This window comes from Microvirga lenta, assembly GCF_020532555.1.
GTDB lineage: Bacteria > Pseudomonadota > Alphaproteobacteria > Rhizobiales > Beijerinckiaceae > Microvirga > Microvirga lenta.
In genome coordinates, this window is record NZ_JAJBBR010000014.1 from 32,391 (window position 1) to 54,829 (window position 22,439).

Annotated in this window: 23 protein-coding genes; 11 read left to right on the forward strand and 12 right to left on the reverse strand. The window is 67.0% G+C overall.

Going from position 1 to position 22,439, the window contains the following annotated elements:
• Positions 1–295 precede the first annotated feature (295 nt).
• Entirely contained in the window at positions 296–502 is a 207-nt protein-coding gene (locus LGR44_RS18910; RefSeq protein WP_226742272.1) for a DUF1192 domain-containing protein, read from the reverse strand.
• A gap of 370 nt (positions 503–872) precedes the next feature.
• On the opposite strand from LGR44_RS18910, the gene LGR44_RS18915 reads away from it, so the two are divergent.
• Positions 873–1,595, forward strand: a complete 723-nt coding sequence (locus tag LGR44_RS18915) for a DUF1013 domain-containing protein (RefSeq protein ID WP_226742273.1) — start codon at positions 873–875, stop codon at positions 1,593–1,595.
• A gap of 393 nt (positions 1,596–1,988) precedes the next feature.
• Here the strand turns inward: LGR44_RS18915 and LGR44_RS18920 are convergent, their stop codons facing one another.
• On the reverse strand, positions 1,989–3,902 hold the full coding sequence (locus LGR44_RS18920) for a propionyl-CoA synthetase (protein WP_226742274.1): 1,914 nt from the start codon (positions 3,900–3,902) through the stop codon (positions 1,989–1,991).
• Between the two features lie 97 nt (positions 3,903–3,999).
• On the opposite strand from LGR44_RS18920, the gene LGR44_RS18925 reads away from it, so the two are divergent.
• Entirely contained in the window at positions 4,000–4,758 is a 759-nt protein-coding gene (locus LGR44_RS18925; protein ID WP_226742275.1) for a sulfite exporter TauE/SafE family protein, read from the forward strand.
• 81 nt (positions 4,759–4,839) lie between these two features.
• On the opposite strand, the gene LGR44_RS18930 is transcribed toward LGR44_RS18925, so the two are convergent.
• Entirely contained in the window at positions 4,840–5,022 is a 183-nt protein-coding gene (locus tag LGR44_RS18930; RefSeq protein WP_226742276.1) for a YdcH family protein, read from the reverse strand.
• A gap of 201 nt (positions 5,023–5,223) precedes the next feature.
• On the opposite strand from LGR44_RS18930, the gene LGR44_RS18935 reads away from it, so the two are divergent.
• The 6 genes from LGR44_RS18935 to LGR44_RS18960 all read left to right on the forward strand — a co-directional run bounded on the left by LGR44_RS18935 (position 5,224) and on the right by LGR44_RS18960 (position 9,113).
• Positions 5,224–5,424, forward strand: coding sequence for a YdcH family protein (locus LGR44_RS18935; RefSeq protein ID WP_226742277.1), 201 nt, complete (start codon positions 5,224–5,226; stop codon positions 5,422–5,424).
• 93 nt (positions 5,425–5,517) lie between these two features.
• Positions 5,518–6,009: a 5-(carboxyamino)imidazole ribonucleotide mutase gene (gene purE, locus LGR44_RS18940; RefSeq protein WP_226742278.1), complete on the forward strand. Its 492-nt coding sequence runs from the start codon at positions 5,518–5,520 to the stop codon at positions 6,007–6,009.
• A gap of 3 nt (positions 6,010–6,012) precedes the next feature.
• Positions 6,013–7,092 carry a 5-(carboxyamino)imidazole ribonucleotide synthase gene (locus tag LGR44_RS18945; RefSeq protein WP_226742279.1) on the forward strand — a complete coding sequence of 360 codons (1,080 nt, stop codon included), beginning with the start codon at positions 6,013–6,015 and terminating at the stop codon, positions 7,090–7,092.
• A 168-nt stretch (positions 7,093–7,260) separates the two neighbouring features.
• On the forward strand, positions 7,261–7,491 hold the full coding sequence (rpsU, locus tag LGR44_RS18950) for a 30S ribosomal protein S21 (RefSeq protein WP_009763401.1): 231 nt from the start codon (positions 7,261–7,263) through the stop codon (positions 7,489–7,491).
• Positions 7,492–7,654: 163 nt separating this feature from the next.
• Positions 7,655–8,521: a tetratricopeptide repeat protein gene (locus tag LGR44_RS18955; protein ID WP_226742280.1), complete on the forward strand. Its 867-nt coding sequence runs from the start codon at positions 7,655–7,657 to the stop codon at positions 8,519–8,521.
• 16 nt (positions 8,522–8,537) lie between these two features.
• A complete protein-coding gene (locus LGR44_RS18960) occupies positions 8,538–9,113 on the forward strand; it encodes a nucleotidyltransferase family protein (protein ID WP_226742281.1) in 576 nt (191 codons plus the stop codon).
• Positions 9,114–9,140: 27 nt separating this feature from the next.
• On the opposite strand, the gene LGR44_RS18965 is transcribed toward LGR44_RS18960, so the two are convergent.
• The 8 genes from LGR44_RS18965 to LGR44_RS19000 form a co-directional block, all read right to left on the reverse strand.
• Complete coding sequence (locus LGR44_RS18965; protein ID WP_226742282.1) at positions 9,141–9,638, reverse strand: hypothetical protein; 498 nt, start codon at positions 9,636–9,638, stop codon at positions 9,141–9,143.
• A gap of 89 nt (positions 9,639–9,727) precedes the next feature.
• Positions 9,728–10,204 (reverse strand): GNAT family N-acetyltransferase, encoded by a 477-nt coding sequence (locus LGR44_RS18970; RefSeq protein ID WP_226742283.1) that lies wholly within the window; start codon positions 10,202–10,204, stop codon positions 9,728–9,730.
• 75 nt (positions 10,205–10,279) lie between these two features.
• Complete coding sequence (locus tag LGR44_RS18975; protein WP_226742284.1) at positions 10,280–11,671, reverse strand: NAD(P)(+) transhydrogenase (Re/Si-specific) subunit beta; 1,392 nt, start codon at positions 11,669–11,671, stop codon at positions 10,280–10,282.
• Positions 11,672–11,675: 4 nt separating this feature from the next.
• Complete coding sequence (locus LGR44_RS18980; protein ID WP_226742285.1) at positions 11,676–12,116, reverse strand: proton-translocating transhydrogenase family protein; 441 nt, start codon at positions 12,114–12,116, stop codon at positions 11,676–11,678.
• A 13-nt stretch (positions 12,117–12,129) separates the two neighbouring features.
• A complete protein-coding gene (locus tag LGR44_RS18985) occupies positions 12,130–13,266 on the reverse strand; it encodes a Re/Si-specific NAD(P)(+) transhydrogenase subunit alpha (RefSeq protein WP_226742286.1) in 1,137 nt (378 codons plus the stop codon).
• A 68-nt stretch (positions 13,267–13,334) separates the two neighbouring features.
• Positions 13,335–13,628: an aa3-type cytochrome c oxidase subunit IV gene (locus LGR44_RS18990; RefSeq protein WP_226742287.1), complete on the reverse strand. Its 294-nt coding sequence runs from the start codon at positions 13,626–13,628 to the stop codon at positions 13,335–13,337.
• 112 nt (positions 13,629–13,740) lie between these two features.
• Positions 13,741–14,958 (reverse strand): glycosyltransferase, encoded by a 1,218-nt coding sequence (locus LGR44_RS18995; RefSeq protein ID WP_226742288.1) that lies wholly within the window; start codon positions 14,956–14,958, stop codon positions 13,741–13,743.
• A gap of 58 nt (positions 14,959–15,016) precedes the next feature.
• Positions 15,017–16,384: an ABC1 kinase family protein gene (locus tag LGR44_RS19000; RefSeq protein WP_226742289.1), complete on the reverse strand. Its 1,368-nt coding sequence runs from the start codon at positions 16,382–16,384 to the stop codon at positions 15,017–15,019.
• Between the two features lie 162 nt (positions 16,385–16,546).
• On the opposite strand from LGR44_RS19000, the gene LGR44_RS19005 reads away from it, so the two are divergent.
• Positions 16,547–17,428 (forward strand): bifunctional helix-turn-helix transcriptional regulator/GNAT family N-acetyltransferase, encoded by an 882-nt coding sequence (locus tag LGR44_RS19005; RefSeq protein ID WP_226742290.1) that lies wholly within the window; start codon positions 16,547–16,549, stop codon positions 17,426–17,428.
• Positions 17,429–17,465: 37 nt separating this feature from the next.
• Here LGR44_RS19005 and LGR44_RS19010 read toward each other — a convergent pair whose 3' ends face one another.
• Positions 17,466–19,328 carry a M3 family oligoendopeptidase gene (locus tag LGR44_RS19010; protein WP_226742291.1) on the reverse strand — a complete coding sequence of 621 codons (1,863 nt, stop codon included), beginning with the start codon at positions 19,326–19,328 and terminating at the stop codon, positions 17,466–17,468.
• Positions 19,329–19,496: 168 nt separating this feature from the next.
• Here LGR44_RS19010 and LGR44_RS19015 point away from each other — a divergent pair, with 168 nt between their 5' ends.
• Together LGR44_RS19015 and LGR44_RS19020 are read left to right on the forward strand one after the other, a co-directional pair.
• Positions 19,497–20,537, forward strand: a complete 1,041-nt coding sequence (locus LGR44_RS19015) for a sigma-54-dependent transcriptional regulator (RefSeq protein ID WP_226742292.1) — start codon at positions 19,497–19,499, stop codon at positions 20,535–20,537.
• Between the two features lie 110 nt (positions 20,538–20,647).
• The gene (locus LGR44_RS19020; protein WP_226742293.1) at positions 20,648–22,366 is read left to right on the forward strand and encodes a L,D-transpeptidase family protein; all 1,719 of its coding nucleotides are present in this window, start codon (positions 20,648–20,650) and stop codon (positions 22,364–22,366) included.
• The last annotated feature ends 73 nt before the right edge of the window (positions 22,367–22,439 follow it).

A 22,439-nucleotide genomic window follows, 5' to 3' on the forward strand; every position in this document is an offset into this window, starting at 1 on the left:
CTCCCAATGGCTCTGATCCTCTCTCCAGGGAGCCCGGCGAGGATGCAATGTTGTCTGATGAGGATCAGTATAGGGCGCGCCCGCCGCGTTTGCCCTGCTAACCCTTCGTTAAGGTTAAGCGAGAGCACTTCTGTGAAAAAAGAGCCGCCAAGCGGCGGCTCGAAGTCATAACAGGGAGGCGTCAAACAGAGTGGACAGGAGCCACTCGGCATCCAGAGGAAACTGGATACCCATGGTTATCGTCTGGAAACCTTAAGAGCGGGTTAAAAACCGTAACTCAGTGACAGAATCCGGATCAGGCCTGCCCCAGCTTGAAGAAGGCGCTCGCCGCCGCACGGGAGCTTTCCTTGCCGGCTCTGACCTCCTTCAGGCGCTCGATCTCCCGTTGGAGCAGGGCGATGCGCTCATCGATCTCGTCGATCGACAGCACCGACAGGTCCTGGCCCAGCTGATGCCCGGACACGCTCGCAGCCGGTTCCTCGGCGAAGGGGTCGAAAGCCATGGCGGTCTCCTTCCGAACGAATTTCCTCAGACGTTAATGCGGGGCGAGGCCCGTGCCAACGCTGGCCTATAGCCACGCAGCTTGTCCAAAGCTGGAAAGATATGAGGCGAATTCCTGACACGCCCGCACCGGCGCCGGGCCGCCCGCGCCGTGGAAGCGCCCGGATTTCCTTCGCCCCAGCCCTGCCGGGGCGCGCGCGAACCCGCCCGGGACCGGCATTTAAATTTGCAACATCGGGGCACGATAACTATAATCCACCCGTTTCCCTCACAACGTGAGACGAGATGCTCCGGCCCGGCCGGTTCGGAGCGCAAGAGAGTTTTGCCGTGCGGCGCCCAAGAACGGCGCCCGGCTTGAAGGAGATTCGCCCATGTCCCAGGGACCGCTGATGCCGAAGGCGACAGCCGTATGGCTCGTCGAGAACACCTCGCTGTCGTTCGAGCAGATCGCCGATTTCTGCAAGCTCCACCCCCTCGAGGTGAAGGGCATCGCCGACGGGGAAGTCGCCACGGGCATCAAGGGCCTCGATCCGATCACCACGGGCCAGCTGACCCGCGAGGAGATCGAGAAGGCGCAAGAGGATCCGGACCGCCGCCTGAAGATGGCCGAGTCGCGGGTGAAGCTGCCGGAGCAGAAGCGGGTCAAGAAGGGGCCGCGCTACACCCCGGTCTCCCGCCGCCACGACCGACCGAACGCCATTCTCTGGCTCGTGCGCAACCATCCCGAGCTCAAGGACGCGCAGATCATGCGTCTGGTCGGCACGACCAAGACCACGATCCAGCAGGTCCGCGAGCGCACCCACTGGAACTCGGCGAGCCTGACCCCCATGGACCCGGTCACCCTCGGCCTGTGCTCGCAGATCGACCTGGACTTCGAGGTGCAGCGCGCCGCCAAGGACCGTCCGCAGGTGGAACCGCAGGAGACCGGCGGCACCTTGATGCCGGCCGAGGTCTCGACGGCCCCCGCTCCCCGCGACGAGCCCTTCGCCGACATGAGCCGCCCGAAGCCGGCGCAGGAGGAGGAGATCGACGTCAACTCGGTCTTCGCCAAGCTCAAGCAGCTCCGGCGCTCGGACGACGAGGACGAAGAGTAGGATGCGAAAAGGCCCGGATCGCTCCGGGCCTTTTTCTTGCGGGCCGCCGTGTCGCGGCGTCCCCCAGGCCCTTCCCTGCGATCTCGGCCTGCCCGAGTCCGCCTGAGGCGCTGCCGTGCTCTCCTCCCCCTTGCGGGGAGGAGGTGGAGGTGGGGGTGGGATGACCGGGTGCGAGTTACCCGAACCGGCTCCGTCTCGGCCTCCCGGTCTCCTGAAGGATGCGTCGGGCTCCGATTTTGCGCCCCCCACCAGGCTGCTGAAGCAGCTATCCCCCCGCAAGGGAGAGGGAAAAACCGCGTCTCGCACGGCGAAGGCGCCCCTCGCCCGGACTCGGCGGCTTTCATCCTTGCTCCCGAAAGCGGGCGCCGTCTCCTTGCCGGAGGTCGGAGAACCTCATCCCGCCAGCCCCCTCTGCTTCAACGCTTCCCCGATCTCGTCGAGGATCACCGGATCGTCGATGGTGGCCGGCATGGACCAGGACTCGCCGTCGGCGATCTTCTTCATGGTGCCGCGCAGGATCTTGCCCGAGCGGGTCTTGGGCAGGCGCCCTACCGTGATCGCGAGCTTGAAGGCCGCCACGGGGCCGATCTTCTCCCGCACCAGGGACACGAGCTCCGTCTCGACCTCCTGGGGCGCCTTCTCGACCCCCGACTTCAGGACGACGAAGCCGCACGGCACCTCGCCCTTGAGCGAGTCCTTGACCCCGATCACGGCGCATTCGGCCACGGCCGGGTGGGAGGCGAGGACCTCCTCCATGCCGCCGGTCGACAGCCGGTGGCCGGCCACGTTGATGATGTCGTCCGTGCGGCCCATGACCCATACGTATCCGTCCTTGTCGAGGTAGCCCGCATCCGAGGTGCTGTAATAGCCGGGATAGACGGAGAGATACGCCTCCCGGAAGCGCTCGTCCGCGTTCCACAGGGTCGGCAGGCAGCCGGGGGGCAGCGGCAGCTTGATCACGATGGAGCCCATCGTGTCCGGCGGGACCGGCTTTCCGCCCTCGTCGAGCACCTCCAGGACGTAGCCCGGCATGGGCACCGTGGGCGAGCCGTACTTGACCGGCAGGAGCCCGAGCCCGATCGGGTTGCCCGCCACGGGCCAGCCCGTCTCCGTCTGCCACCAATGGTCGATCACCGGCACGTCCAGGATCCTCTCCGCCCACTGGATCGTGTCGGGATCGGCGCGCTCCCCGGCCAGGAACAGGGCGCGGAAGCGCGACAGGTCGTGGCCCTCGAGGAGTTCCGCATTCGGGTCCTCCTTCTTGATCGCCCGGAAGGCGGTGGGCGCCGTGAACAGGGTGACGACCCCGTGCTCGGCGATGACGCGCCAATAGGCGCCGGCATCCGGCGTGCCGACGGGCTTGCCCTCGTAGAGAATGGCCGTGGCGCCATGCAGCAGCGGCCCGTAGACGATGTAGGAATGGCCCACGACCCAGCCGACGTCGGACGCGGCCCAGAACACCTCCCCCGGCTCGACGCCGTAGAAGTTCCGCATCGTCCATTTGAGCGCGACCATGTGGCCGCCGTTGTCGCGCACCACCCCCTTGGGCTTTCCGGTCGTGCCCGAGGTGTAGAGAACGTAGAGGGGATCGGTGGCGGCCACCGGCACGCAATCGGCCTTGCGGCCCGCCGCCCGGGCCTTCGCCACCTCCTCCTGCCAGTCGCGGTCGCGGCCTTCGACCAGCGAGGCCTCGCATTGCGGGCGCTGGACCACGAGGCAGGACTCCGGCTTGGCGGCCGACAGAGAAATCGCCTCGTCGAGAAGCGGCTTGTAGGGCAGCACGCGGGCTCCCTCGATGCCGCACGAGGCGGTGAGGACGACCTTCGGCCGCGCATCGTCGATGCGGGTCGCGAGTTCCTTGGGCGCGAAGCCGCCGAAGACCACGGAATGGACCGCGCCGATTCGGGCGCAGGCCAGCATCCCGATGGAGGCCTCGGGGATCATCGGCATGTAGAGGACGACCCGGTCCCCCTTGGCGACGCCCATGTCCTGGAGCACCGCGGCAAGGATCGCCACCTCCTCCTGCAGGTCCCGGTAGGTGAGGATCCGCTTCGTTCCCGTGACGGGGCTGTCGTAGATGATCGCGGCCTGGTCGCCCCGCGTCGCCACGTGCCGGTCGACGGCGTTGTAGCAGGTGTTGCAGAGCGCGCCCGCGAACCAACGGCCGTAGGTCCCGGCCTCCGCGTCGAAGATCCGGTCCGCCGGCCTGATCCAGTCGATCTCGCGCGCGGCCTCCTCCCAGAAGCCGACCGGATCGGATTTCCACTGCGCATAGGCGTCGTAGTAGCGGCTTTGGGTTGATGTCATGGCGTTTCCCCGTTGTCGTCACCGCATGAGACTTGCATGTCCTGTCGTGGTAGCAGGCATGAAAGCCGCGGTCAGCGGCGACTTTCGGCGAGTTTTCATGGTCACCGACCCGCTTTTCTATGCCGCCGCCGTTCCGGCGGTCACGCTTCTGGGCCTCGCCAAGGGCGGCTTCTCCGGACTCGGACTTCTCTCGCTTCCGCTCATGTCCCTCGTCCTGTCGCCGGTGCAGGCGGCCGCGATCATCCTGCCGATCCTGCTGGTGCAGGACGTGGTGTCGGTCTGGGCCTACCGCCGCGCCTGGGACCGCCGCAACGTGCTGATCCTGGTGCCGAGCGCCATCCTCGGCACGGTCACCGGCTATCTCCTGGCGGCGCAGGTCTCCGATTCGGTGGTGAGGCTCGCGGTCGGGCTGATCGCCGTCAGCTTCGCCCTGCGCCGGATCGTCGTGGAGCGGCGCAAGACGCCGCCCGTGCCGACGAAAGCCGACCTGCCGCGGGGCGTGTTCTGGGGCTGGATCACCGGCTTCACCAGCATGATCGCCCATGCGGGCGGCCCGCCGTTCCAGATCTACGTGATGCCGCAGCGGCTGCCGCGGGACGTGTTCGTCGGCACGGGCGCGATCTTCTTCGCGGTCAACAACTGGATGAAGGTGCCGCCCTATTTCGCCCTGGGCCAGCTCACCGGCGAGAATCTCTCGACCGCCGCGGCCCTGTTCCCGCTGGCCATCGCGTCGACCTGGGCGGGCGTGCGGCTCGTGCGCTACGTGTCGGGCGAGCGGTTCTACACCATCGTCTACGTCCTGCTGGTGCTGGTCGGCGCCAAGCTGATCTACGACGGGGTCATGCCGCTCCTCTGATCGGCCTCCGGCATGGAAAAGCCGCCGCTTCGGGACGAAGACGGCGGCTTCGGATGGGAGAGTTTCGGAGAGGATTCCGGGTCAGTGCGCCACCGAGCGCGTGTCGCGCAACCTGGCGATTTCGTCCTTGAGATGAAGTTTCCTGCGTTTGAGTTCCACCAGTCTCGTGTCGTCCATCGATGGATGGTTCAGCGCATCCTGAATTTCGCGCTCAAGCGCCCGATGCTTGCGCTCGAGCTCCACCAAGTGGTTCTGCAAGGCCATGTCGGTCCCTCCTATTCGATCTTCCGACAGCGACATTGTGCCCTACAGAGTGTGGCGAGCGGAAGGCAGAGCCGACTAAATTCCATGCTGCAACGCAGTATCGAACGGCTGGGATTCACCTTGCTCTCGGCCATGCCTCAGAGCATAATTTCGCCATCTCGCCGGACCGCCGGGAGGCGGACAGGCAATCTGGATTTCCCAATGAACGATAAGCTCGAACTGGAAGCGGAATTGGCCCGCCTGAAGCAGGAGCACCGCGATCTGGACACCGCCATCGATGCCCTGGAGGGGATCATCGCCGGCGATCAGCTGCAGGTGCAGCGCCTCAAGAAGCGCAAGCTCGTCCTCAAGGACCAGATCAGCCGGCTGGAAGACCAGCTCACTCCCGACATCATCGCCTGAGAAAGACCGGCCTTCGAGGCGGCAACGGCCTTGCTTGGCCCTGCCGCCTTCGCTATGCCGCCTTGAGCGTATTTCTCGAGCCGGAGCCACACCATGGCGGGAGCCCCCGTTGCCATCATCATGGGCAGCCAGTCCGACTGGGCCACCATGAGGCATGCCGCCGAGACCCTGGAGGCTCTGGGCATTCCCCACGACGCCCGCATCGTGTCGGCGCACCGGACCCCGGACCGGCTGGTGGCCTTCGCCAAGGGCGCGAAGGCCGAGGGCTTCCAGGTCATCATCGCGGGAGCCGGCGGCGCCGCCCACCTCCCGGGCATGACCGCCTCCATGACCCCCCTGCCCGTCTTCGGGGTGCCGGTCGAGTCGAAATCCCTCTCCGGCCAGGACAGCCTGCTCTCCATCGTGCAGATGCCGGCCGGCATTCCCGTGGGCACCCTCGCCATCGGCCGGGCGGGCGCCGTGAACGCGGCCCTGCTCGCCGCCGCGGTTCTCGCCCTGCACGACGAGGCCCTCGCGCAGCGCCTCGACGCCTGGCGTACCCGCCAGACCGAGAGCGTGGCCGAGCGCCCCGCGGCGGAGGCCTGAGCCATGGTCCGTCCCGGCAGCACCCTCGGCATCCTCGGAGGCGGCCAGCTCGGCCGCATGATCGCCATGGCGGCGGCCCAGCTCGGGCTGCGCACCCATGTCTATTCCCCCGACGAGGACAGCCCCGCCTTCGACGTCTGCACCGAGCACACCATCGCCGCCTATGAGGACGAAACGGCCCTGATCCGCTTCGCCAAGGCCGTGGACGTGGTCACCTACGAATTCGAGAACGTGCCCGGCGCCACCGCCGCGATCCTCGGGGCCCATACCCCGATCGCCCCCAATGCCCGCTCCCTCGCGGTTTCCCAGGACCGCCTGGAGGAGAAGACGTTCATCGCCGGGCTCGGCATTCCGGTCGCCCCCTTTGCGGAGGTCTCCGGCGAGGCGCAGCTCGTCGACGCCCTGAAGACGATCGGCGCGCCCGCCGTGCTCAAGACCCGGCGCTTCGGCTATGACGGCAAGGGGCAGACCATGATCCGTCCGGAGACCGATCCCGCGGCCGCCTGGGCGGCGGTGGGGCGGGCGCCGTCCATCCTCGAGGGCTTCGTGCCGTTCGAGCGCGAGGTCTCGGTCGTCGCGGCCCGGACCGCCTCCGGCGAGTTCGCCGCCTACGACCTGTGCGCCAACGAGCACCGCCACCACATCCTCGACACGACCCGGGTCCCGGCCGGCGTCTCGGCGGCCACGGAGCAGCAGGCGGTCGACATCGCCCGGACCATCGCGGACGCCCTGGATTATGTCGGGGTCCTGGCCGTCGAGATGTTCCTCGTCACGGGCGACGGGGGCGAGCGCCTCGTGGTCAACGAGATCGCGCCCCGGGTGCACAATTCGGGACACTGGACCCTCGGCGGGGCCGTGACGTCGCAGTTCGAGCAGCATGTGCGGGCCGTCTGCGGCTGGCCCCTGGGCGAAACGACCCGGCTCGGGCGGGTCGAGATGCAGAACCTGATCGGCCGCGACGTGGAGGCCTGGGACCGTATCCTGGCGGAGCCGGGGGCCCATCTCCATCTCTACGGCAAGGCGGAAGCCAGGGCCGGCCGCAAGATGGGCCACGTGACCCGTGTTTTTTCGGAAAAAGCCTGAAACCTTTTCCAACCTGAACCGTTGACTTAGCCGACTGGCGCTTTTGTTCGGAAGACCCTGGACAGGCAAGGCTTCTTCTGATAATCCCGCCGGCCAGATAGAGGTGCGCGAGACGCGCCTCCTTTGTTTTTTGCAACAATCGAAACGGCTCAAACACGAGGAATTGGCGTGCAGGTTCTTGTCCGGGATAACAATGTCGATCAGGCGCTCCGCGCTCTCAAGAAGAAGATGCAGCGCGAGGGTATCTTCCGCGAGATGAAGCTCCGCGGGCACTACGAGAAGCCGTCTGAGAAGAAGGCCCGCGAGAAGGCGGAAGCCGTCCGCCGCGCCCGCAAGCTCATCCGCAAGCGGATGCAGCGCGAAGGCCTTCTGCCTTCGAAACCCCGTCCGACCCGCTAAGCCCTGAGCTTAAAATAGTTTGGCCTATCGGTTGTGAATTCAGCGCCCGTCTGCGCAAGCGGGGCGCTGTTTTCGTTTGACGGCCGATCCCCGACCGCCTGTTTCATGGCTATTAAGGTTTTCTCGGCAGAGTAGCCTTTCCCCCTGAGAATTGGAGACGAAGGTGTTCGCCCCATCGATTCGCCGATTTGCCCCCCTGAGTCTGACCCTTGTCGCCCTCGGCCTCGCCGGCTGCGAGACCACGAGCCGCGGCGTCGCCCAGCGCATCGCCGTGGTGGAGGAGGACACCCAGGGCACGAGCAAAGTGAACATCGCCTCCCTGTCGAGCGTGATCGAACGCAACCCGAACGATCCGAGCGCCTACAACACCCGCGGCGCCGCCTATGCGCGCGTCGGGAACTACAGCAGCGCCATCGCCGACTTCACCAAGGCGGTGCAGATCGACCCGAACTATGCCCCGGCCTACACCAACCGGGCGCTGGCCCTGCGCCAGACGAGCCGGAACGACCAGGCTCTGGCCGACTTCACCCGCGCCATCCAGGCCGATCCCAATTACGGCCCGGCCTATATCGGCCGCGGCAATCTCCTGCGGGTCCAGAACCAGTATCAGGAAGCCCTCAACGACCTGAGCGTGGCCATCCGCCTCCTGCCGGAATCCGCCGAGGCGCTCCATGCCCGCGGCCTGCTCTATCAGCGCCAGGGCCAGCACGCCCAGGCGATCCTGGACTTCGACGCCACCATCGACCGCAACCCCTTCGTGGGCGCGCCCTACGCCGCGCGCGGCCAGAGCCTCGTGGCGACGGGCGAGTTCGACAAGGCGATCGAGGACTTCAACGCCGCCCTCAACGTGAATGCGCAGGATGCCGATTCCTGGGCCTGGCGCGGCGTCGCGTTCGAGCGCAAGGGCGACCGCCAGCAGGCCGTGGAGAGCTACCAGCGCGCGCTGGCCATCGACAACGCGAACGCCACGGCCCGCCAGGGTCAGTCGCGCCTCCAGGGCGGCGGCGGCGTCGCGGGCCTGTTCCGCTGATCGCCTGAGAACATCCATGAGAGGGCCCGCGGACATCGCGGACCTTCTCGCGGGCGAAGCCGGATTTCGGCATGCCCTCGGCCTCGTCGAGAGCCTCGCCCTCCCCGACGCCTGGATCGGCGCGGGGTTCGTCCGCAACGCCGTCTGGGACGCTCTGCACGGGCGCAGGCCCGATCTGGGGCGCCTCGACGACATCGACGTGATCTTCTTCGATCCCGCCGATTTCGCCAGGGACCGCGACACGGCCCTGGAGCACCGCCTCCGCCGTCTCGATGCCGCGCCCGCCTGGTCGGTCAAGAACCAGGCCCGGATGCATCTGCGCAACGGCGACCGGCCCTATCGCGACACCCTCGACGCCATCGCCCATTGGCCCGAGACGGCCACCGTCGTGGCGGCGCGCCTCGTCGGCGGCCAGGTCGAGATCCTCGCTCCCTGGGGCGTGGACGACCTTCTCGACCTCGTCCTTCGCCCAACGCCTGCTTTCCGGCACAAGATGGATGTCTATCGGAAGCGTCTGGCCGCCAAGGACTGGCTGTCCCGCTGGCCGAAGCTGACCGTCCTTCCCACTCGCAATGGTCCTTCGGACCCGTGAGCGTTACCCGGACAGGGCCTCCCAGGCCTATGGGAGTGCGGGCCGCCCTTGCGACAAGAGGCGCCTCATCTCAGGCGAGCAGGCATCTTTCGGAAGGCTCTTCGATGAAGAGCCAAGTTCTATGCCGTGCATCAGACCCAGAATAGCAAGTTGACGCTCATTGAGCCCAACCGAACGACGGAAATGGGACATCATGGGCAGGAAGAACTTTTCTCCGTAGTCGAGCCCACATTTTTCAGCCACAGCTGACAGGAAACCTGTTCGAACAGCCTCCCGCGCGTGACTCATGGCAACGGGAGGCGTTCTCATCTCCTGCTCTGTCGCGGGCTTACAAGGCTGGTCGTTTTCACAGCGCGCGCGTGAGATGAATCGAAGAGCCAGTTCCAGCAGTTCCTGGACCCGCTCATCGGAGGGGAAGCGAGAGGCAGTCCTGGCCTGCAAGCCGGAGCTTGACGATCCGAAACCCAGCAGCACCGCCAGAGCGAGACACATGGAAAGACTCGCACGTCGATCGGCGATTGCCATGCCAACTCCATTGAAGAAAAGCCACTTAATTGAAACTTTATTTCATTGACTGGAGGCAAGCAATACATCCCTGCGATTTCAGGGAGCCGTCAAAGATCCTTCACCATGATCGACACGTAGGGCTCGAAACCGAACGTCTCGTAGATGCGGCACGCGGGTTCGTTGGCGACGAGTGCGCCGATGAAGAGGCGCGTCATGCCCCCTTCCCGGGTCAGGCGCTCGGCCTCCTTCAGAAGCATTTGCCCGATGCCGCGCCCGCGCCATTCCTCGTGGACGATCAGGTCCGTGACCGTGCCGTGCCGGCGCACGCCGTCCACCACGTAAGCGGCGTCCTCGTCGCGGGAATAGCCCATGGCGCCGACCACCACGCCGCCCTCCTCCGCCAGGACGATGCGCCCCTCCCGCTTGGCGAGGCGCTGAAGCAGCTCGTCGTAATAGGCGACGGCGGCGGCGTAGTCCCGCCGCCGGTCGCTGACGAGGTCCGCCTCGAACAGGTTGAGGCGATGGATCAGCTCGATGACCGCGTCCTGGTCGGATGGCAGAGCGGTGCGCAATGTGACGGCCATGGGAAACTCCACGAAAAATAAGGCCGGTTCGAAACCGGCCTCACCCACCGAAGGAATGTGTGCTGCGTCGGCGGATCAGAGGTTCTTCAGGATCTCGTCCACCATCTTCTTGGCGTCGCCGAAGAGCATCATGGTGTTGTCCTTGAAGAACAGCTCGTTCTCCACGCCCGCATAGCCCGAGCCCATGCCGCGCTTGATGAAGAGCACGGTCTTGGCCCGCTCCACGTCGAGGATCGGCATCCCGTAGATCGGCGATTGGGGGTCGGTCTTCGCGGCCGGGTTGGTCACGTCGTTGGCGCCGATCACGAAGGCCACGTCGGCCTGCGCGAACTCGCCGTTGATGTCCTCGAGCTCGAACACCTCGTCATAGGGCACGTTGGCTTCCGCGAGCAGCACGTTCATGTGGCCGGGCATGCGCCCCGCCACCGGGTGAATGGCGTATTTCACCTCGACGCCCTCGGCTTTAAGCTCGTCCGCCATTTCGCGCAGAGCGTGCTGCGCCTGCGCCACCGCCATGCCGTAGCCCGGCACGATAATGACCTTGGAGGCGTTCTTCATGATGAAGGCCGCGTCGTCCGCGGAGCCCTGCTTGACGGGCCGGGCCTCGACCGCGCCCGCGCCCGCGGTTTCGCCGCCGAACCCGCCGAGAATGACCGAGATGAAGGAGCGGTTCATGCCCTTGCACATGATGTAGGACAGGATCGCGCCCGAGGAGCCGACCAGCGCGCCGGTGATGATGAGCGCGAGATTGCCCAGGGTGAAGCCGATGCCGGCCGCCGCCCAGCCGGAATAGGAGTTGAGCATCGACACCACGACCGGCATGTCGGCGCCGCCGATGGGGATGATGAGAGTCACGCCCAGCACGAAGGACACCAGCACGATGAGCCAGAATGCGGCGTGGCTCTCGGTGCTCATGAAGGTGGCGATCAGCACCAGAAGCAGGACGGCTAGGCCGATATTGAGCAGGTGACGCTGCGGCAGAATGATCGGCTTGCCGGACATGCGCCCATCGAGCTTCAGGAAGGCGATGACCGAGCCCGTGAAGGTGATGGCGCCGATGGCGGCGCCCAGCGACATCTCGAACAGCGAGCCGCCGTGGATCGTACCGACCGTCCCGATGCCGAAGGCCTGCGGCGCATAGAGCGCGCCCGCCGCCACCAGGACCGCCGCGAGGCCGACCAGGGAGTGGAAGGCCGCGACCAGCTGGGGCATGGCCGTCATCGGCACCCGCTTGGCGACCACGGCGCCGATGCCGCCGCCGATGCCGAGGCCGAGGATCACCAGCAGCCAGCCGCCGAACCCGTCCGGCGGCTGCACGAACAGGGTCGTGAGGATCGCGATCCCCATGCCCACCATGCCGAAGAGGTTGCCCTGCCGGGACGTGGTGGGATGGGAAAGGCCCCTCAGGGCCAGGATGAAGAGGACGCCCGAGACGAGATAGAGGATCGAGGCAAGATTCGCCGACATGGCCTCAACCCTTCTTCCGGTACATGGCGAGCATGCGCTGGGTCACCAGGAAGCCGCCGAAGATGTTGATCGAGGCGAGGATCAGGCCGATGAAGCCGAGCACCCGCGCCCAGATCGGCCCCTCGCCGAGGCCGGGCGCGACGCTGACGCCGACCGCCAGGAGCGCGCCGACCACGATGACCGAGGAAATCGCGTTGGTGACCGACATCAGCGGCGTGTGGAGCGCCGGCGTCACCTGCCAGACCACGTAGTAGCCCACGAAGATGGCGAGCACGAAGATGGCGAGGCGGAAGACCGTCGGGTCGACCGCGCCGTGGGTGACGGTGGCCGCCGCGACCGCCACCTGATCGGCGATGGCCTGGGCCACGTCGGCCGCGCGCTGGGCGGCTTCGGCCGCGGCGCGGGATTGTTCGACAGCCTGTTCGGGCGTGAGTACCGTTGCCATGTTTTCCCCCTGGTCAGGCCGTCGGCTGGAAGGCCGTGTGGACGATCACGCCGTCGCGGGTGAGGCAGGTCGCCTTCACGAGCTCGTCGTCCCACTTCACGGCGACGGTCTTGGCTTCCTTGTCGATCAGCGTCTCGACGAAAGCGTAGAGATTCTTCGCATAGAGGTTCGATGCGGTCGCCGCGAGACGCCCCGGCACGTTGAGGTGGCCGATGATCTTCACGCCGTTGTGCTCCACCACCTCGCCCGGCTTGGAGACCTCGCAATTGCCGCCGCGCTCCACCGCCAGATCGACGATCACGGAGCCCGGCTTCATGGATTCCACCATCTCCCGGGTCAGCAGCCTGGGAGCCGGACGCCCCGGAATGAGCGCCGTGGTGACGACGATGTCCTGCTTGGCGATGTGGGAGGCGACGAGTTCCGCCTGCTTGGCGCGGTATTCCGCCGACATTTCCTTGGCGTAGCCGCCGGCGGTCTCGGCCTGCCTGAACTCCTCGTCCTCGACCGCGACGAACTTGGCGCCCAGGCTTTCCACCTGCTCCTTGGCGGCGGGACGGACATCGGTGGCGGTGACGATGCCCCCCAGGCGGCGGGCCGTGGCGATGGCCTGAAGGCCGGCGACGCCCGCGCCCATGACGAAGATGCGCGCGGCCGGCACGGTGCCGGCGGCCGTCATCATCATGGGAATGGCGCGGCCGTACTCCGCCGCGGCGTCGACGACCGCGCGGTAGCCCGCCAGATTGGCCTGGGACGACAGGACGTCCATCACCTGCGCCCGGGTGATGCGGGGCATCAGCTCCATGGAGAAGGCAGCCACCTTCGCCTCGGCGAGCGCCTTGAGGGCGGCCTCCTGGCCGTAGGGGTCCATGATGGCGATGAGGAGCGCGCCGGGCTTGAGGCCGGTGAGCTCGCTCTCGGCGGGGCGCCGCACCTTGAGGACGATGTCGGCGTCCTTCACGGCATCGGCGGCACTCCCGGCGACCGTGGCTCCGGCCGCTTCGAAATCGGCGTCGGAGAGGCCGGCCTGCAGGCCGGCTCCCGCCTGGACGACCACGTCGGCGCCCAGGCTCTTGTATTTCTTGACCGTTTCAGGCGTTGCGGCGACGCGTGTCTCCGCTCTATCGGTTTCGGAGAGAACGGCGATCCGCATGCATAACCCCGCGTCGGTAGTTTAAGCGCCTTCAGGTCTTCCCATTCTTAGCCGGGCCGCGAAGCTTATCAATAGAGGATGAGCGCCAGGACGAGCAGGATGGCGACGCCCACCGGCGCGCGAACTCCGATCGAGGGCGAAAAGGCCCCGACGGCCCCGGCGACCAGCGAGAGGATGACGCCGAAGATGGCCGTGAGCCAGGCGTGCTTGATGCCGCCGACGGCCAGTGCCAGCACGTGGCAGATGACGACGGCGGTTCCGATTTCGGCGAAGCGGACGAATCCGTTGTAGGTCGCCTCGTGAGCGCGAGAGTCCATATCCGGACTATAGCCCCCGTGTGGCGCGTGTTTTGTATCGGCCATGATCAATGCCCTGTTCAGCATCAGTTCTTGAACGCTGCGTTTAACCCATGCGGTGAGCAGCCGCAATCTTTCGGATGGACTTGACGAGAACTTTGTGAAGCAAAGGCCAAGGTTATCTTATTCCCAGAAACTCCCGCCATTGCGGAAGGCAGACCGTCTGGAAGTCGTAGTTCGCCAGGGCGAAGCGGCGGGCCTCCTCGGCCATGGCCGCCGAGCGATCCTTCTCGGCCAGGGTCTCCCGCACCCGCTCCACCAGGGCCTGCCGGTCGAAGAAGGGAAAGAGGCGGCCGGTCACGCCCTCCTCGATGACCTCCTGCACCGGCGGGGTGGCGGAGGCCACGATCCGGCAGCCCAGGGCCATGGACTCGATCAGGGACCAGGACAGGACGAAGGGATAGGTCAGGTAGAGATGGGCCGAGGAGACCTGCAGCACCTTCACGAACTGGTCGTAGGGCAGATTTCCGACGAAATGGACCCGCGACCAGTCCACCGGGCGCTCGATGGTGGCGCGGAACACGTCGAGCCAGGTCTTGCCGCCGGGCGCGCTGCCGGAATAGCTCGTCCCCTTGCCTCCGACGACGATCACCCGCAGGTTCGGGTCGATGTCGAGGAGGTCCGGCAGGCTGCGCAGCACGATATGCGAGCCGCGCATGGGCTCTATGTTGCGGGTGACGTAGGTCACGACCGGGGTGTTGCGGTCGAGCCTGGGGCCGTTTTCGCCGAGCTGGATCGAGATCTCCGGATCCGGCCTCAGCCGCTGGGCGTCGATGCCGTCGTGGATGACCGCCAGCCGGTCGCGCAGGTAGGGCGGGAACGTATCGCGCTGGTAACGGGTGGGCGCGACCGCCACGTCGGCCGCGTCGAGGGCGCCGAGCTGCATGGCGTTCTTGATGCGGAGCTTCCAGATCGTCTCGTCGTCGAGGGACGAGTATTCCGGATCGAAGTCGAGATCCTGGCCCTTGGCCGCGTAGTAGTATTCGAAATAGGCCACGTGCCGGGCCTCGGGCCAGATGTCCTTCAGGAACAGGTTCTCGCCCCAGCCCGTATTGACCACCACCACGTCCGGCCGGAAGCCCGCATCGGCCAGGGACCTGGCCTTGTGGGCCACGCCGTAGGCCCGCCGCAGGCGGGGAACGACCGGGGAGTACCGGTTCTTGAAGGGGGCGTCTTCGGGACCGGGCACGGCCGCGTAGGGATGGTAGGTCACGCCCGGCAGGGCGCAGGACTTGACCATGCCCAAAGCCGCCACCTCGTGCCCTTCCTGGGCGAAGGTCGCGGCCAGACGCCCGAACTGGCCCGGAAAATTCTGGTGGACGAAAAGGATCTTCATGGCTGCCCCCTGACCTGCCGTGAGGCTTTAGGGCCAGTCGGGGCGCCACGCAACCTCGTTACGTCGGCAGCGGCAGGCCTGCGGCGGTCAGAACCTCCTTCTGCCGGGAGGCGAGCCCTTCGAGGGAGAACCTCTCGATCTCGGCCTCGAACAGCTCGTGGTAGTTCAGCTCCGCCTTGAGGTGGAGGAAGACGGCGCCGAGGCCCACCGCGGCGCGGTCCATGAAGACGAATTCGCGCGGCACCGTCACCGGCCCCTTCTCCTTGAGGGCCTTGTGCACCTCGAAGGCCTGGCGGCGGCCGTATTCGCCGGGCTTCACCCCGTCGGCCACCGTGCGGATGCGGTTGTCGAGGAGCGGCGCATAGATGAAGCGCGCCCAGATGTTGAGGATGTCGATGAGCTCGTTCGACAGGTTCTTGAAGCCCCAGGTCTCGTAGGCGTGCACGATGCGCGCCCGGTCGTCCTGCTGGAGCCCGCGATAGAGATCGACCACGCCGCCGACGAAGCGGGGATGGAAGATGCGGATGCAGCCATAGTCGAGAAGGTTGATCCCCCTCGCCTCCCCGCCCTCGGAGAAGACCGTGTAGTTGCCCAGATGCGGGTCGCCGTGAATGACGGCCGCATGGCTGAAGGGGTGCCACCAGGCCTTGAACATGGCAATCGCCAGCCGGTTGCGGATCTCGGTCGGGCTTTCCGTGAACGTCAGGATCTTCTCGCCTTCGAGCCAGGCGAGGGAGAGAAGCCGCTTGGTCGACAGCTCCGGGTGAACGTCCGGAACCCGGACCTCGTCCACGTCGGACAGGGTCATGGCATAGAGCGCCGCGTGCTTCGCCTCGCGCTCGTAATCGAGCTCCTCCCGCACCCTCGCGCCGATCTCCTGGGCGATCTCGCGGGTGTCGATGGCAGGATCCATGCGGCGATGGACGGCGAAGACCAGCTCCAGCTGGCGCAGATCCGCCTCCACGGCCGATTGCATGTCGGGATATTGCAGCTTGCAGGCGAGCGGAGCGCCCTCCTTGGTGGTGGCCCGGTGCACCTGCCCGAGGGAGGCCGCCGCCGCCGGATTCAGGTCGAAGGAGCCGAAACGGCTCTGCCAGTTCGCGCCGAGCTCCGCCTGCATCCGCCGCTTCACGAAGGCCGCGCCCATGGGCGGCGCCTCGCTCTGCAGCTTCTGCAGTTCGGCGGCGTATTCGGGCGGCACGAGATCGGGAATGGTGGCGAGAAGCTGCGCCACCTTCATGATCGGCCCCTTGAGGCCGCCGAGGGCCTGGGCCAGCACCGCGGCGTTGGAGGCGTCGCGTCCCTCGCCGCCGAAGAGCCGCGACCCCGCCATGCGGGCCGCGACCCCGCCCATGTTGGCGCCCACGCGGGCGTAGCGGGCGGCGCGCGCGGAGAAGCGGTTGGCTTCGCTGTCGGAGTCGGCCATGGCTCGGGATCTCTCGTGGATCTGTGGAGAGCCTTAGATATGGTCCCTTGCGGCAAACGCCAGGGCAAGCGGCTGCGCCCAAGCGTCCTCGGGCCACCGCCGCCACGGCCCCTGGCGGCTGCGCCTCTTGCCTGCCAGGAAATGCCTGACTAAAGTCAGAGAATGCACGAGGATCAGATCCGGCAGGTCCGGCGCTTCAACCGCATCGTCACGCAGCATGTCGGCGCCCTGGAGGACAGCTACCTCCGGCGCGGCCGTCCGCTCGGACAGGCGCGCCTGCTCCACGAGGCCGGGTCTGACGGCATCGACGTGCGGGTTCTGCGCGAGCGGCTCAGGCTCGATTCCGGCTATGTCAGCCGCCTGCTGCGGTCGTTGGAAGCCCAGGGTCTCGTCCGGACCGAGGCTCAGACATCGGACCGCCGGATCCGGCGCGTCGTCCTGACGGAGAAGGGACGCGCCGAGCGCGCGACCTACGACGAGCTCTCCGACGATCTCGCCCGGTCGTTCCTGGCGCCTCTCGACCCGGACCAGCGCGAACGCCTGGTGAAGGCCATGGCGGAGGTCGAGCGCCTGCTCCGGATGGGAGAGGTCGAGCTGCGTTTCGAGGGGCCCGCCGGCCCGGCGGCACGCCGGTGTCTGGAGCGGTATTTCCAGGAGCTGGCCGAGCGGTTCGAACTCGGCTTCGACCCGGCCCGGAGCAATTCCGCGAGCGACGAGGAGATGACGCCGCCGGCCGGCTTCTTCGTCCTGGCCTGGCTCGACGGAGAGCCTGCGGGCTGCGGGGCGCTCAAGGTCGGAGACGGGATCACGGGCGAAATCAAGCGGATGTGGACGGCGCCGTCCGCGCGCGGCCTCGGGATCGCGCGGCGGGTGCTGCGGATGCTCGAGGCGAAGGCGCGCGAGATCGGCCTGAGGACGCTCCGCCTGGAGACGAACCGGGCTCTCACCGAGGCCCAGGCGCTCTATCGGCGGGAGGGCTACCACGAGGTCGCCCCCTTCAACAGCGAGCCCTACGCCCACCACTGGTTCGAAAAGCGGCTGTGAGGGCAGAGAAGACCGACCTCCCCTGCCCGCACTTGCGTTAGCGGCTCTCCGCCTCCATCGCCTCGAGCTCGTCGATCAGACGCTCGATCATGGACAGCCCGATCTGCCAGAAGGACGGATCGCGGGCATCCAGGCCGAAGGGCGCGAGAAGCTCGGAATAATGCTTGGTGCCGCCCGCCGAGAGCAGCGCGAAATAGCGGTCCACGAAGCCCTCGTTGGCGGTCTCGTACTTGCCGTAGAGCGAGTTCACGAGACAGTCGCCGAAGGCGTAGGCGTAGACGTAGAACGGCGAGTGGATGAAGTGGGGGATGTAGGTCCAGAAGCTCTCGTAGCCCGGGCCGAGCCGGATCGCCGGGCCGAGGGACTCGTCCTGCACCGACATCCAGAGCTCGCAGAGCTTGTCGGCCGTCAGCTCGCCGTTGCGCCGCTCCAGATGCACCTTGCGCTCGAAGGAGTAGAACGCGATCTGGCGCACCACGGTGTTGATCATGTCCTCGACCTTCGCGGCCAGCATGGACTTGCGCTGGATGGGGTCCGTGGTCTGGTCGAGGAGGCGGCGGAAGGTGAGCATCTCCCCGAAGACGCTGGCCGTCTCGGCGAGCGTCAGGGGCGTCGGGGCCATGAGCGCGCCGTTGGGGGCGGCGAGAACCTGGTGGACGCCGTGCCCGAGCTCGTGGGCGAGCGTCATCACGTCCCGCGGCTTGCCCTGGTAGTTCAGGAGCACATAGGGATGCGCCGAGGGCACCGTCGGATGGGCGAAGGCGCCGGGCGCCTTGCCGGGACGGGTCGGGGCGTCGATCCAGCGCTCGTCGAAGAAGCGCCGGGCGATGTCGGCCATGCGGGGCGAGAAGGCGGAATAGGCGGCCAGAACCGTCTCCTTCGCCTCGTCCCAGCGGATCGTGCGCTGCTCGACCTTCGGCAGGGGCGCATTGCGGTCCCAATGGTCGAGCTTGTCCTTGCCGAACCACTTGGCCTTCAGGGCGTAGTAGCGGTGCGACAGGCGCGGATAGCCCTCGCGCACGGCGGCAACGAGCGCCTCCACGACCTCACGCTCGACCCGGTTGGCGAGGTGGCGCGAATCGGCCACGTCCTCGAAGCCGCGCCAGCGGTCGGAGATCTCCTTGTCCTTGGCGAGCGTGTTGGTGATGAGGGTGAACGTGCGGAGGTTTTCCTTGAAGGTCTTCGCCAGCGCGTCGGAGGCGTCCTTGCGGACGGTCTCGTCCGGATCCTGCATCTTGTTGAGGGTCGGCTCGATCGGCAGCTCCTCGCCGCGCACGTTGAAGCGCAGGGAAGCGATGGTCTCGTCGAACAGGCGGTTCCAGGCGGCCCGCCCGGTCACCGACTTCTCATGGAAGAGCTGCTCCAGCCTGTCGTCGAGCTGATACGGCTTGTCCTTGCGCAGATCCTCGATCCAGGGCCGGTAATGGGCCAGCGGCTCCTCGCCCATGGCCTTGTCGAGCACCGAATCCTCGATGCGGTTCAGCTCCAGCCCGAAGAACAGGAGATCGCTCGACGCCGCGGTCAGCCGCTCCTGGGTGTCGCCGTAGAATTTCGCGCGCACCGGATCGGTGGTGTCGCCGGAATAGACGAGTCCCGCATAGGACATGAGACGACCGAGAAGATCCTCCACCGCCTCGTAGCGCCTGACCGCCGCGCCCAGGGCCTCCGCCGGGCTGTCGCCCCGGGCGAGCGCGTCGAGCTTGCCGCGATACGTCTCCGCAATCGCCTTGCACTCCTCTTCCGCTCTCGCGAGATCCGCCTTGAACGCGTCGCTGTCGATGCCGGGATAGAGGTCCGACAGGTTCCACTCGGGCAAGGCGCCGAGTTCGGTCTGTGCGGCGCCTGCGGATGCGGTGTGGTGCAAGGGGGATGCTTTCTGAAGAGGAAAAGAGCGTGGCATGTCCGGTGCAGGGTTCGTGAGAGAGCTATCCCACATATTGGCTTCCTGGCTCCTCGGATCAACCCGAACCTGCCTGGGGATAAGCCTTCGGGGAAGGACCGGCGTTAAGGGTGCATTTACCCTTGTCCCCGAGCATCGCGGCGCACGGTCCCTGCTCTCAGCTTCTTCATGCTCCTCGCCAAGATCTTCACGGACGACATCTGCGCCCTCCGACGGGGCGCGCCCGACCCGTCCCTCGGTTCCGAAAGGGAAAGGATCGCCCGCCTCGCCGACCGTGCGGCGCGGTCCGCCGCTCCGGTCCTGATCGAGAGCGAGCCCGGCAGCGGAGCGCACGACCTGGCCCGCGCCATCCATGACGGCGGCGAGCGCCGGCAGCGGCCCTTCATCCGGATCCATGGGGGCGATCCGCACGAGGGCGACGATGCCGATGCATTCCTGTCCCGCCACCTGCAGGACGCGCATGGCGGCACCCTCCTGGTTCAGGATGTGGAGCGCCTGAATCCCTCGGCGCAGGCTCGCCTGTTCGAAATCGTCGCGACGCCGGATGCCGCGCCGCGCGGCACCCGGCGCCCGTCCCGTCCCGATGTCCGCATCATGGCGACGACGGGCTTCGCTCTCGCCGACGAGGTGCGCCGGGCCCGCTTCCGCGAGGATCTCTATTACCGCCTCCAGGTCATGCCGATTTCCCTTCGGCCCCTGAGGACGCGCCGCGACGAGATCGCGGATCTGGCGGGCCTGCTCCTCCATCGCTTCGCCGCCGACGAAGGCAAGCGCATCCGAGGCCTGTCGCCCGACGCGTCGGCGCTTCTTTCCCGCTACGACTGGCCCGGCAATCTGCGTCAGCTCGAGAACGCGATGTTCCGAGCGGTCGCCCTGGCCGAGGGGCCGGTGCTGACCCCTGCCGAATTTCCGCAGATCGCAGCGCATGTTCAGGGCTTCCGCATCGAGATCCCGCGGCTCCCGCAGGCGGCGGCGCCCGCGCCCGTGCAGGAGGCACCGGCCCCCGGCCGGCGCGATCCGCACGCCCTGCCGCTCATGAACGACAGCGGTGAGATGCGCACCCTCGCCGAACTGGAGGCTCAGGCGATTCGATTCGCGCTGGCTCACTACCAGGGCCATCTGTCCGCGATTTCGCGTCGTCTCGGCATCGGCCGTTCAACTCTTTACCGGAAATTGAAAGAACTTGGCCTAGACGATGCAGCCGCATGACACATTCGTGCGTTAAGCGTAGCGGGTGTGCGGCGCCACACCGATCATTTTCATGAAAATGGGGACGATTCTCGATCTTCCCCGCTCCATTGCGAAGAGGAACATAGGTCATGCGGAATTTGCGCAAGACGTCACTCTGGCTGGGTCTGATCGGGTCCGTTTCCCTCCTTCCTCTTCCCGCACTGGCCGAAGACAGTCGCAGCCCGGCGGCGGAGCCCTCCTTCCATGATGTCGCCGCGCCGCGGGACATCGCGATGCCGGAGCCCGAACCGGCCGCTCCGGTCACCATCACGGCAGGCGACCTGAAGCCCTCCGACTCCCTCGACATTCCCTTGCCGGACGCGCCGGCGGTCACCCTCACCGCCTCGGACTGGTTCCGCATCGCGATGGAGAGCCGCCTCGCCGACGAGGCGGCCCTGCGCGAGCTGCGCCTGAGCCGCTCCGAGCGCGACTCGCTCTCGGCCTTCTATGCGCAGGCCGAGCGGCCGCTGGCCTGGGCGCGCGACGGCGCCTGGACTCCTGCCGCCCACGCGGTGATCGGGCAGATCAGGGCGGCGGACGAGGACGGACTCGACCCCGCCGACTATCCCCTGCCCGATCCGGGCCTGCGCAGGGACGCCGCGCCCGCGCAATGGGCCGAGGCCGACCTGAAGCTCAGCGCCGCCGTCATCCGCTACGCGCGGGATGCGCGCGGCGGGCGGATCGATCTCGCGCGCCTGTCGCCCCTCATCACGCCGAAGCTCGAACTGCCCGAGGCCGGCGAGGTCTTGGCCCGCGTCTCCGCCGCGAAGGACGCCGGCGCGGCGCTTGCCGCCTACAACCCGCAGCACCCGGGCTACCAGGCCCTGAAGGCCCGTCTCGCCCGGTTGCGCGAGAACCACCCGTCGCAGCCGAGCGTGCGGGTGCCCAAGGGGCGCACCCTGCGCGTGGGCATGCAGGACCCGCGCGTGCCGCTGATCCGCGCACGTTTCAACCTGGGCGAGAACAAGGACCGCCGCAACGTCTACGACGAGCGCGTGGCCTCCGCCGTCGCGGCCTTCCAGAAGGAGAAGGGCCTGCCGACCAACGGCGCCCTGACGCCCCAGACGGTGGCCGCCCTCTCCGGCCCGCCCGTGGCCCGGATGCAGGCCGAGCTGATCGCCAACATGGAGCGCTGGCGCTGGCTGCCGTCCGATCTCGGCTCGCGCCACATCATGGTGAACGTGCCGGAATACCGCCTGCGCTTCTTCGAGGACGGCGACGTCATCCATCAGACCCGGGTCATCGTCGGCAAGGAGAAGTCCCAGACGCCGATCTTCTCGGACGAGATGAAATATCTCGTGGTGAACCCGTCCTGGACGATTCCGCCGTCGATCATGAAGAAGGAGATCCTCCCGGCGATGGCGGCCGACCCGTATTACGCCGAGCGCAAGGGCTACAAGGTCATCCGCCGCGGGAACAGCATCACCGTGCGGCAGCCGCCGGGAGAGCGCAATGCGCTCGGCTACGTGAAGTTCATGTTCCCGAACCAGCACGCGGTCTATCTGCACGACACGCCCAACCGGAAACTGTTCTCGGCCGCCAAGCGCGCCTTCAGCCACGGCTGCGTGCGCGTCGATCAGCCCTTCGAGCTGGCCGAGCAGATCTTCGGCAAAGACGGAAAGTGGACCGAGAAGAGGCTGCGCGGCCTCATCGGCAAGGGCGAGCGCTACGTCCACCTGAACACGCCGTTGCCCGTGCACCTGACCTATTTCACGGTCGCCGTGGACGAGGGCGGCGAGGTGAAGCGGTTCGACGACATCTACGGCGTCGACCGCAAGGTCCAGGCCGCGCTGGGCTTGGATTCCTGACCTTTTCCGGACGCATTTTCCCTGTCGTTTTTTCGCTTTCACTTAACCCGGAAGTAACCGTCTTCGGCAAAGA

What these genes read in the sequence shown, in the direction of transcription:
- LGR44_RS18910 (WP_226742272.1), bottom strand. Translation starts at nt 502, where the DNA reads ATGGCTTTCGACCCCTTCGCCGAGGAACCGGCTGCGAGCGTGTCCGGG.
- LGR44_RS18915 (WP_226742273.1), top strand. Translation starts at nt 873, where the DNA reads ATGTCCCAGGGACCGCTGATGCCGAAGGCGACAGCCGTATGGCTCGTC.
- LGR44_RS18920 (WP_226742274.1), bottom strand. Translation starts at nt 3,902, where the DNA reads ATGACATCAACCCAAAGCCGCTACTACGACGCCTATGCGCAGTGGAAA.
- LGR44_RS18925 (WP_226742275.1), top strand. Translation starts at nt 4,000, where the DNA reads ATGGTCACCGACCCGCTTTTCTATGCCGCCGCCGTTCCGGCGGTCACG.
- LGR44_RS18930 (WP_226742276.1), bottom strand. Translation starts at nt 5,022, where the DNA reads ATGGCCTTGCAGAACCACTTGGTGGAGCTCGAGCGCAAGCATCGGGCG.
- LGR44_RS18935 (WP_226742277.1), top strand. Translation starts at nt 5,224, where the DNA reads ATGAACGATAAGCTCGAACTGGAAGCGGAATTGGCCCGCCTGAAGCAG.
- purE (WP_226742278.1), top strand. Translation starts at nt 5,518, where the DNA reads ATGGCGGGAGCCCCCGTTGCCATCATCATGGGCAGCCAGTCCGACTGG.
- LGR44_RS18945 (WP_226742279.1), top strand. Translation starts at nt 6,013, where the DNA reads ATGGTCCGTCCCGGCAGCACCCTCGGCATCCTCGGAGGCGGCCAGCTC.
- LGR44_RS18960 (WP_226742281.1), top strand. Translation starts at nt 8,538, where the DNA reads ATGAGAGGGCCCGCGGACATCGCGGACCTTCTCGCGGGCGAAGCCGGA.
- LGR44_RS18965 (WP_226742282.1), bottom strand. Translation starts at nt 9,638, where the DNA reads ATGGCAATCGCCGATCGACGTGCGAGTCTTTCCATGTGTCTCGCTCTG.
- LGR44_RS18970 (WP_226742283.1), bottom strand. Translation starts at nt 10,204, where the DNA reads ATGGCCGTCACATTGCGCACCGCTCTGCCATCCGACCAGGACGCGGTC.
- LGR44_RS18975 (WP_226742284.1), bottom strand. Translation starts at nt 11,671, where the DNA reads ATGTCGGCGAATCTTGCCTCGATCCTCTATCTCGTCTCGGGCGTCCTC.
- LGR44_RS18980 (WP_226742285.1), bottom strand. Translation starts at nt 12,116, where the DNA reads ATGGCAACGGTACTCACGCCCGAACAGGCTGTCGAACAATCCCGCGCC.
- LGR44_RS18985 (WP_226742286.1), bottom strand. Translation starts at nt 13,266, where the DNA reads ATGCGGATCGCCGTTCTCTCCGAAACCGATAGAGCGGAGACACGCGTC.
- LGR44_RS18990 (WP_226742287.1), bottom strand. Translation starts at nt 13,628, where the DNA reads ATGGCCGATACAAAACACGCGCCACACGGGGGCTATAGTCCGGATATG.
- LGR44_RS18995 (WP_226742288.1), bottom strand. Translation starts at nt 14,958, where the DNA reads ATGAAGATCCTTTTCGTCCACCAGAATTTTCCGGGCCAGTTCGGGCGT.
- LGR44_RS19000 (WP_226742289.1), bottom strand. Translation starts at nt 16,384, where the DNA reads ATGGCCGACTCCGACAGCGAAGCCAACCGCTTCTCCGCGCGCGCCGCC.
- LGR44_RS19005 (WP_226742290.1), top strand. Translation starts at nt 16,547, where the DNA reads ATGCACGAGGATCAGATCCGGCAGGTCCGGCGCTTCAACCGCATCGTC.
- LGR44_RS19010 (WP_226742291.1), bottom strand. Translation starts at nt 19,328, where the DNA reads ATGCCACGCTCTTTTCCTCTTCAGAAAGCATCCCCCTTGCACCACACC.
- LGR44_RS19015 (WP_226742292.1), top strand. Translation starts at nt 19,497, where the DNA reads ATGCTCCTCGCCAAGATCTTCACGGACGACATCTGCGCCCTCCGACGG.
- LGR44_RS19020 (WP_226742293.1), top strand. Translation starts at nt 20,648, where the DNA reads ATGCGGAATTTGCGCAAGACGTCACTCTGGCTGGGTCTGATCGGGTCC.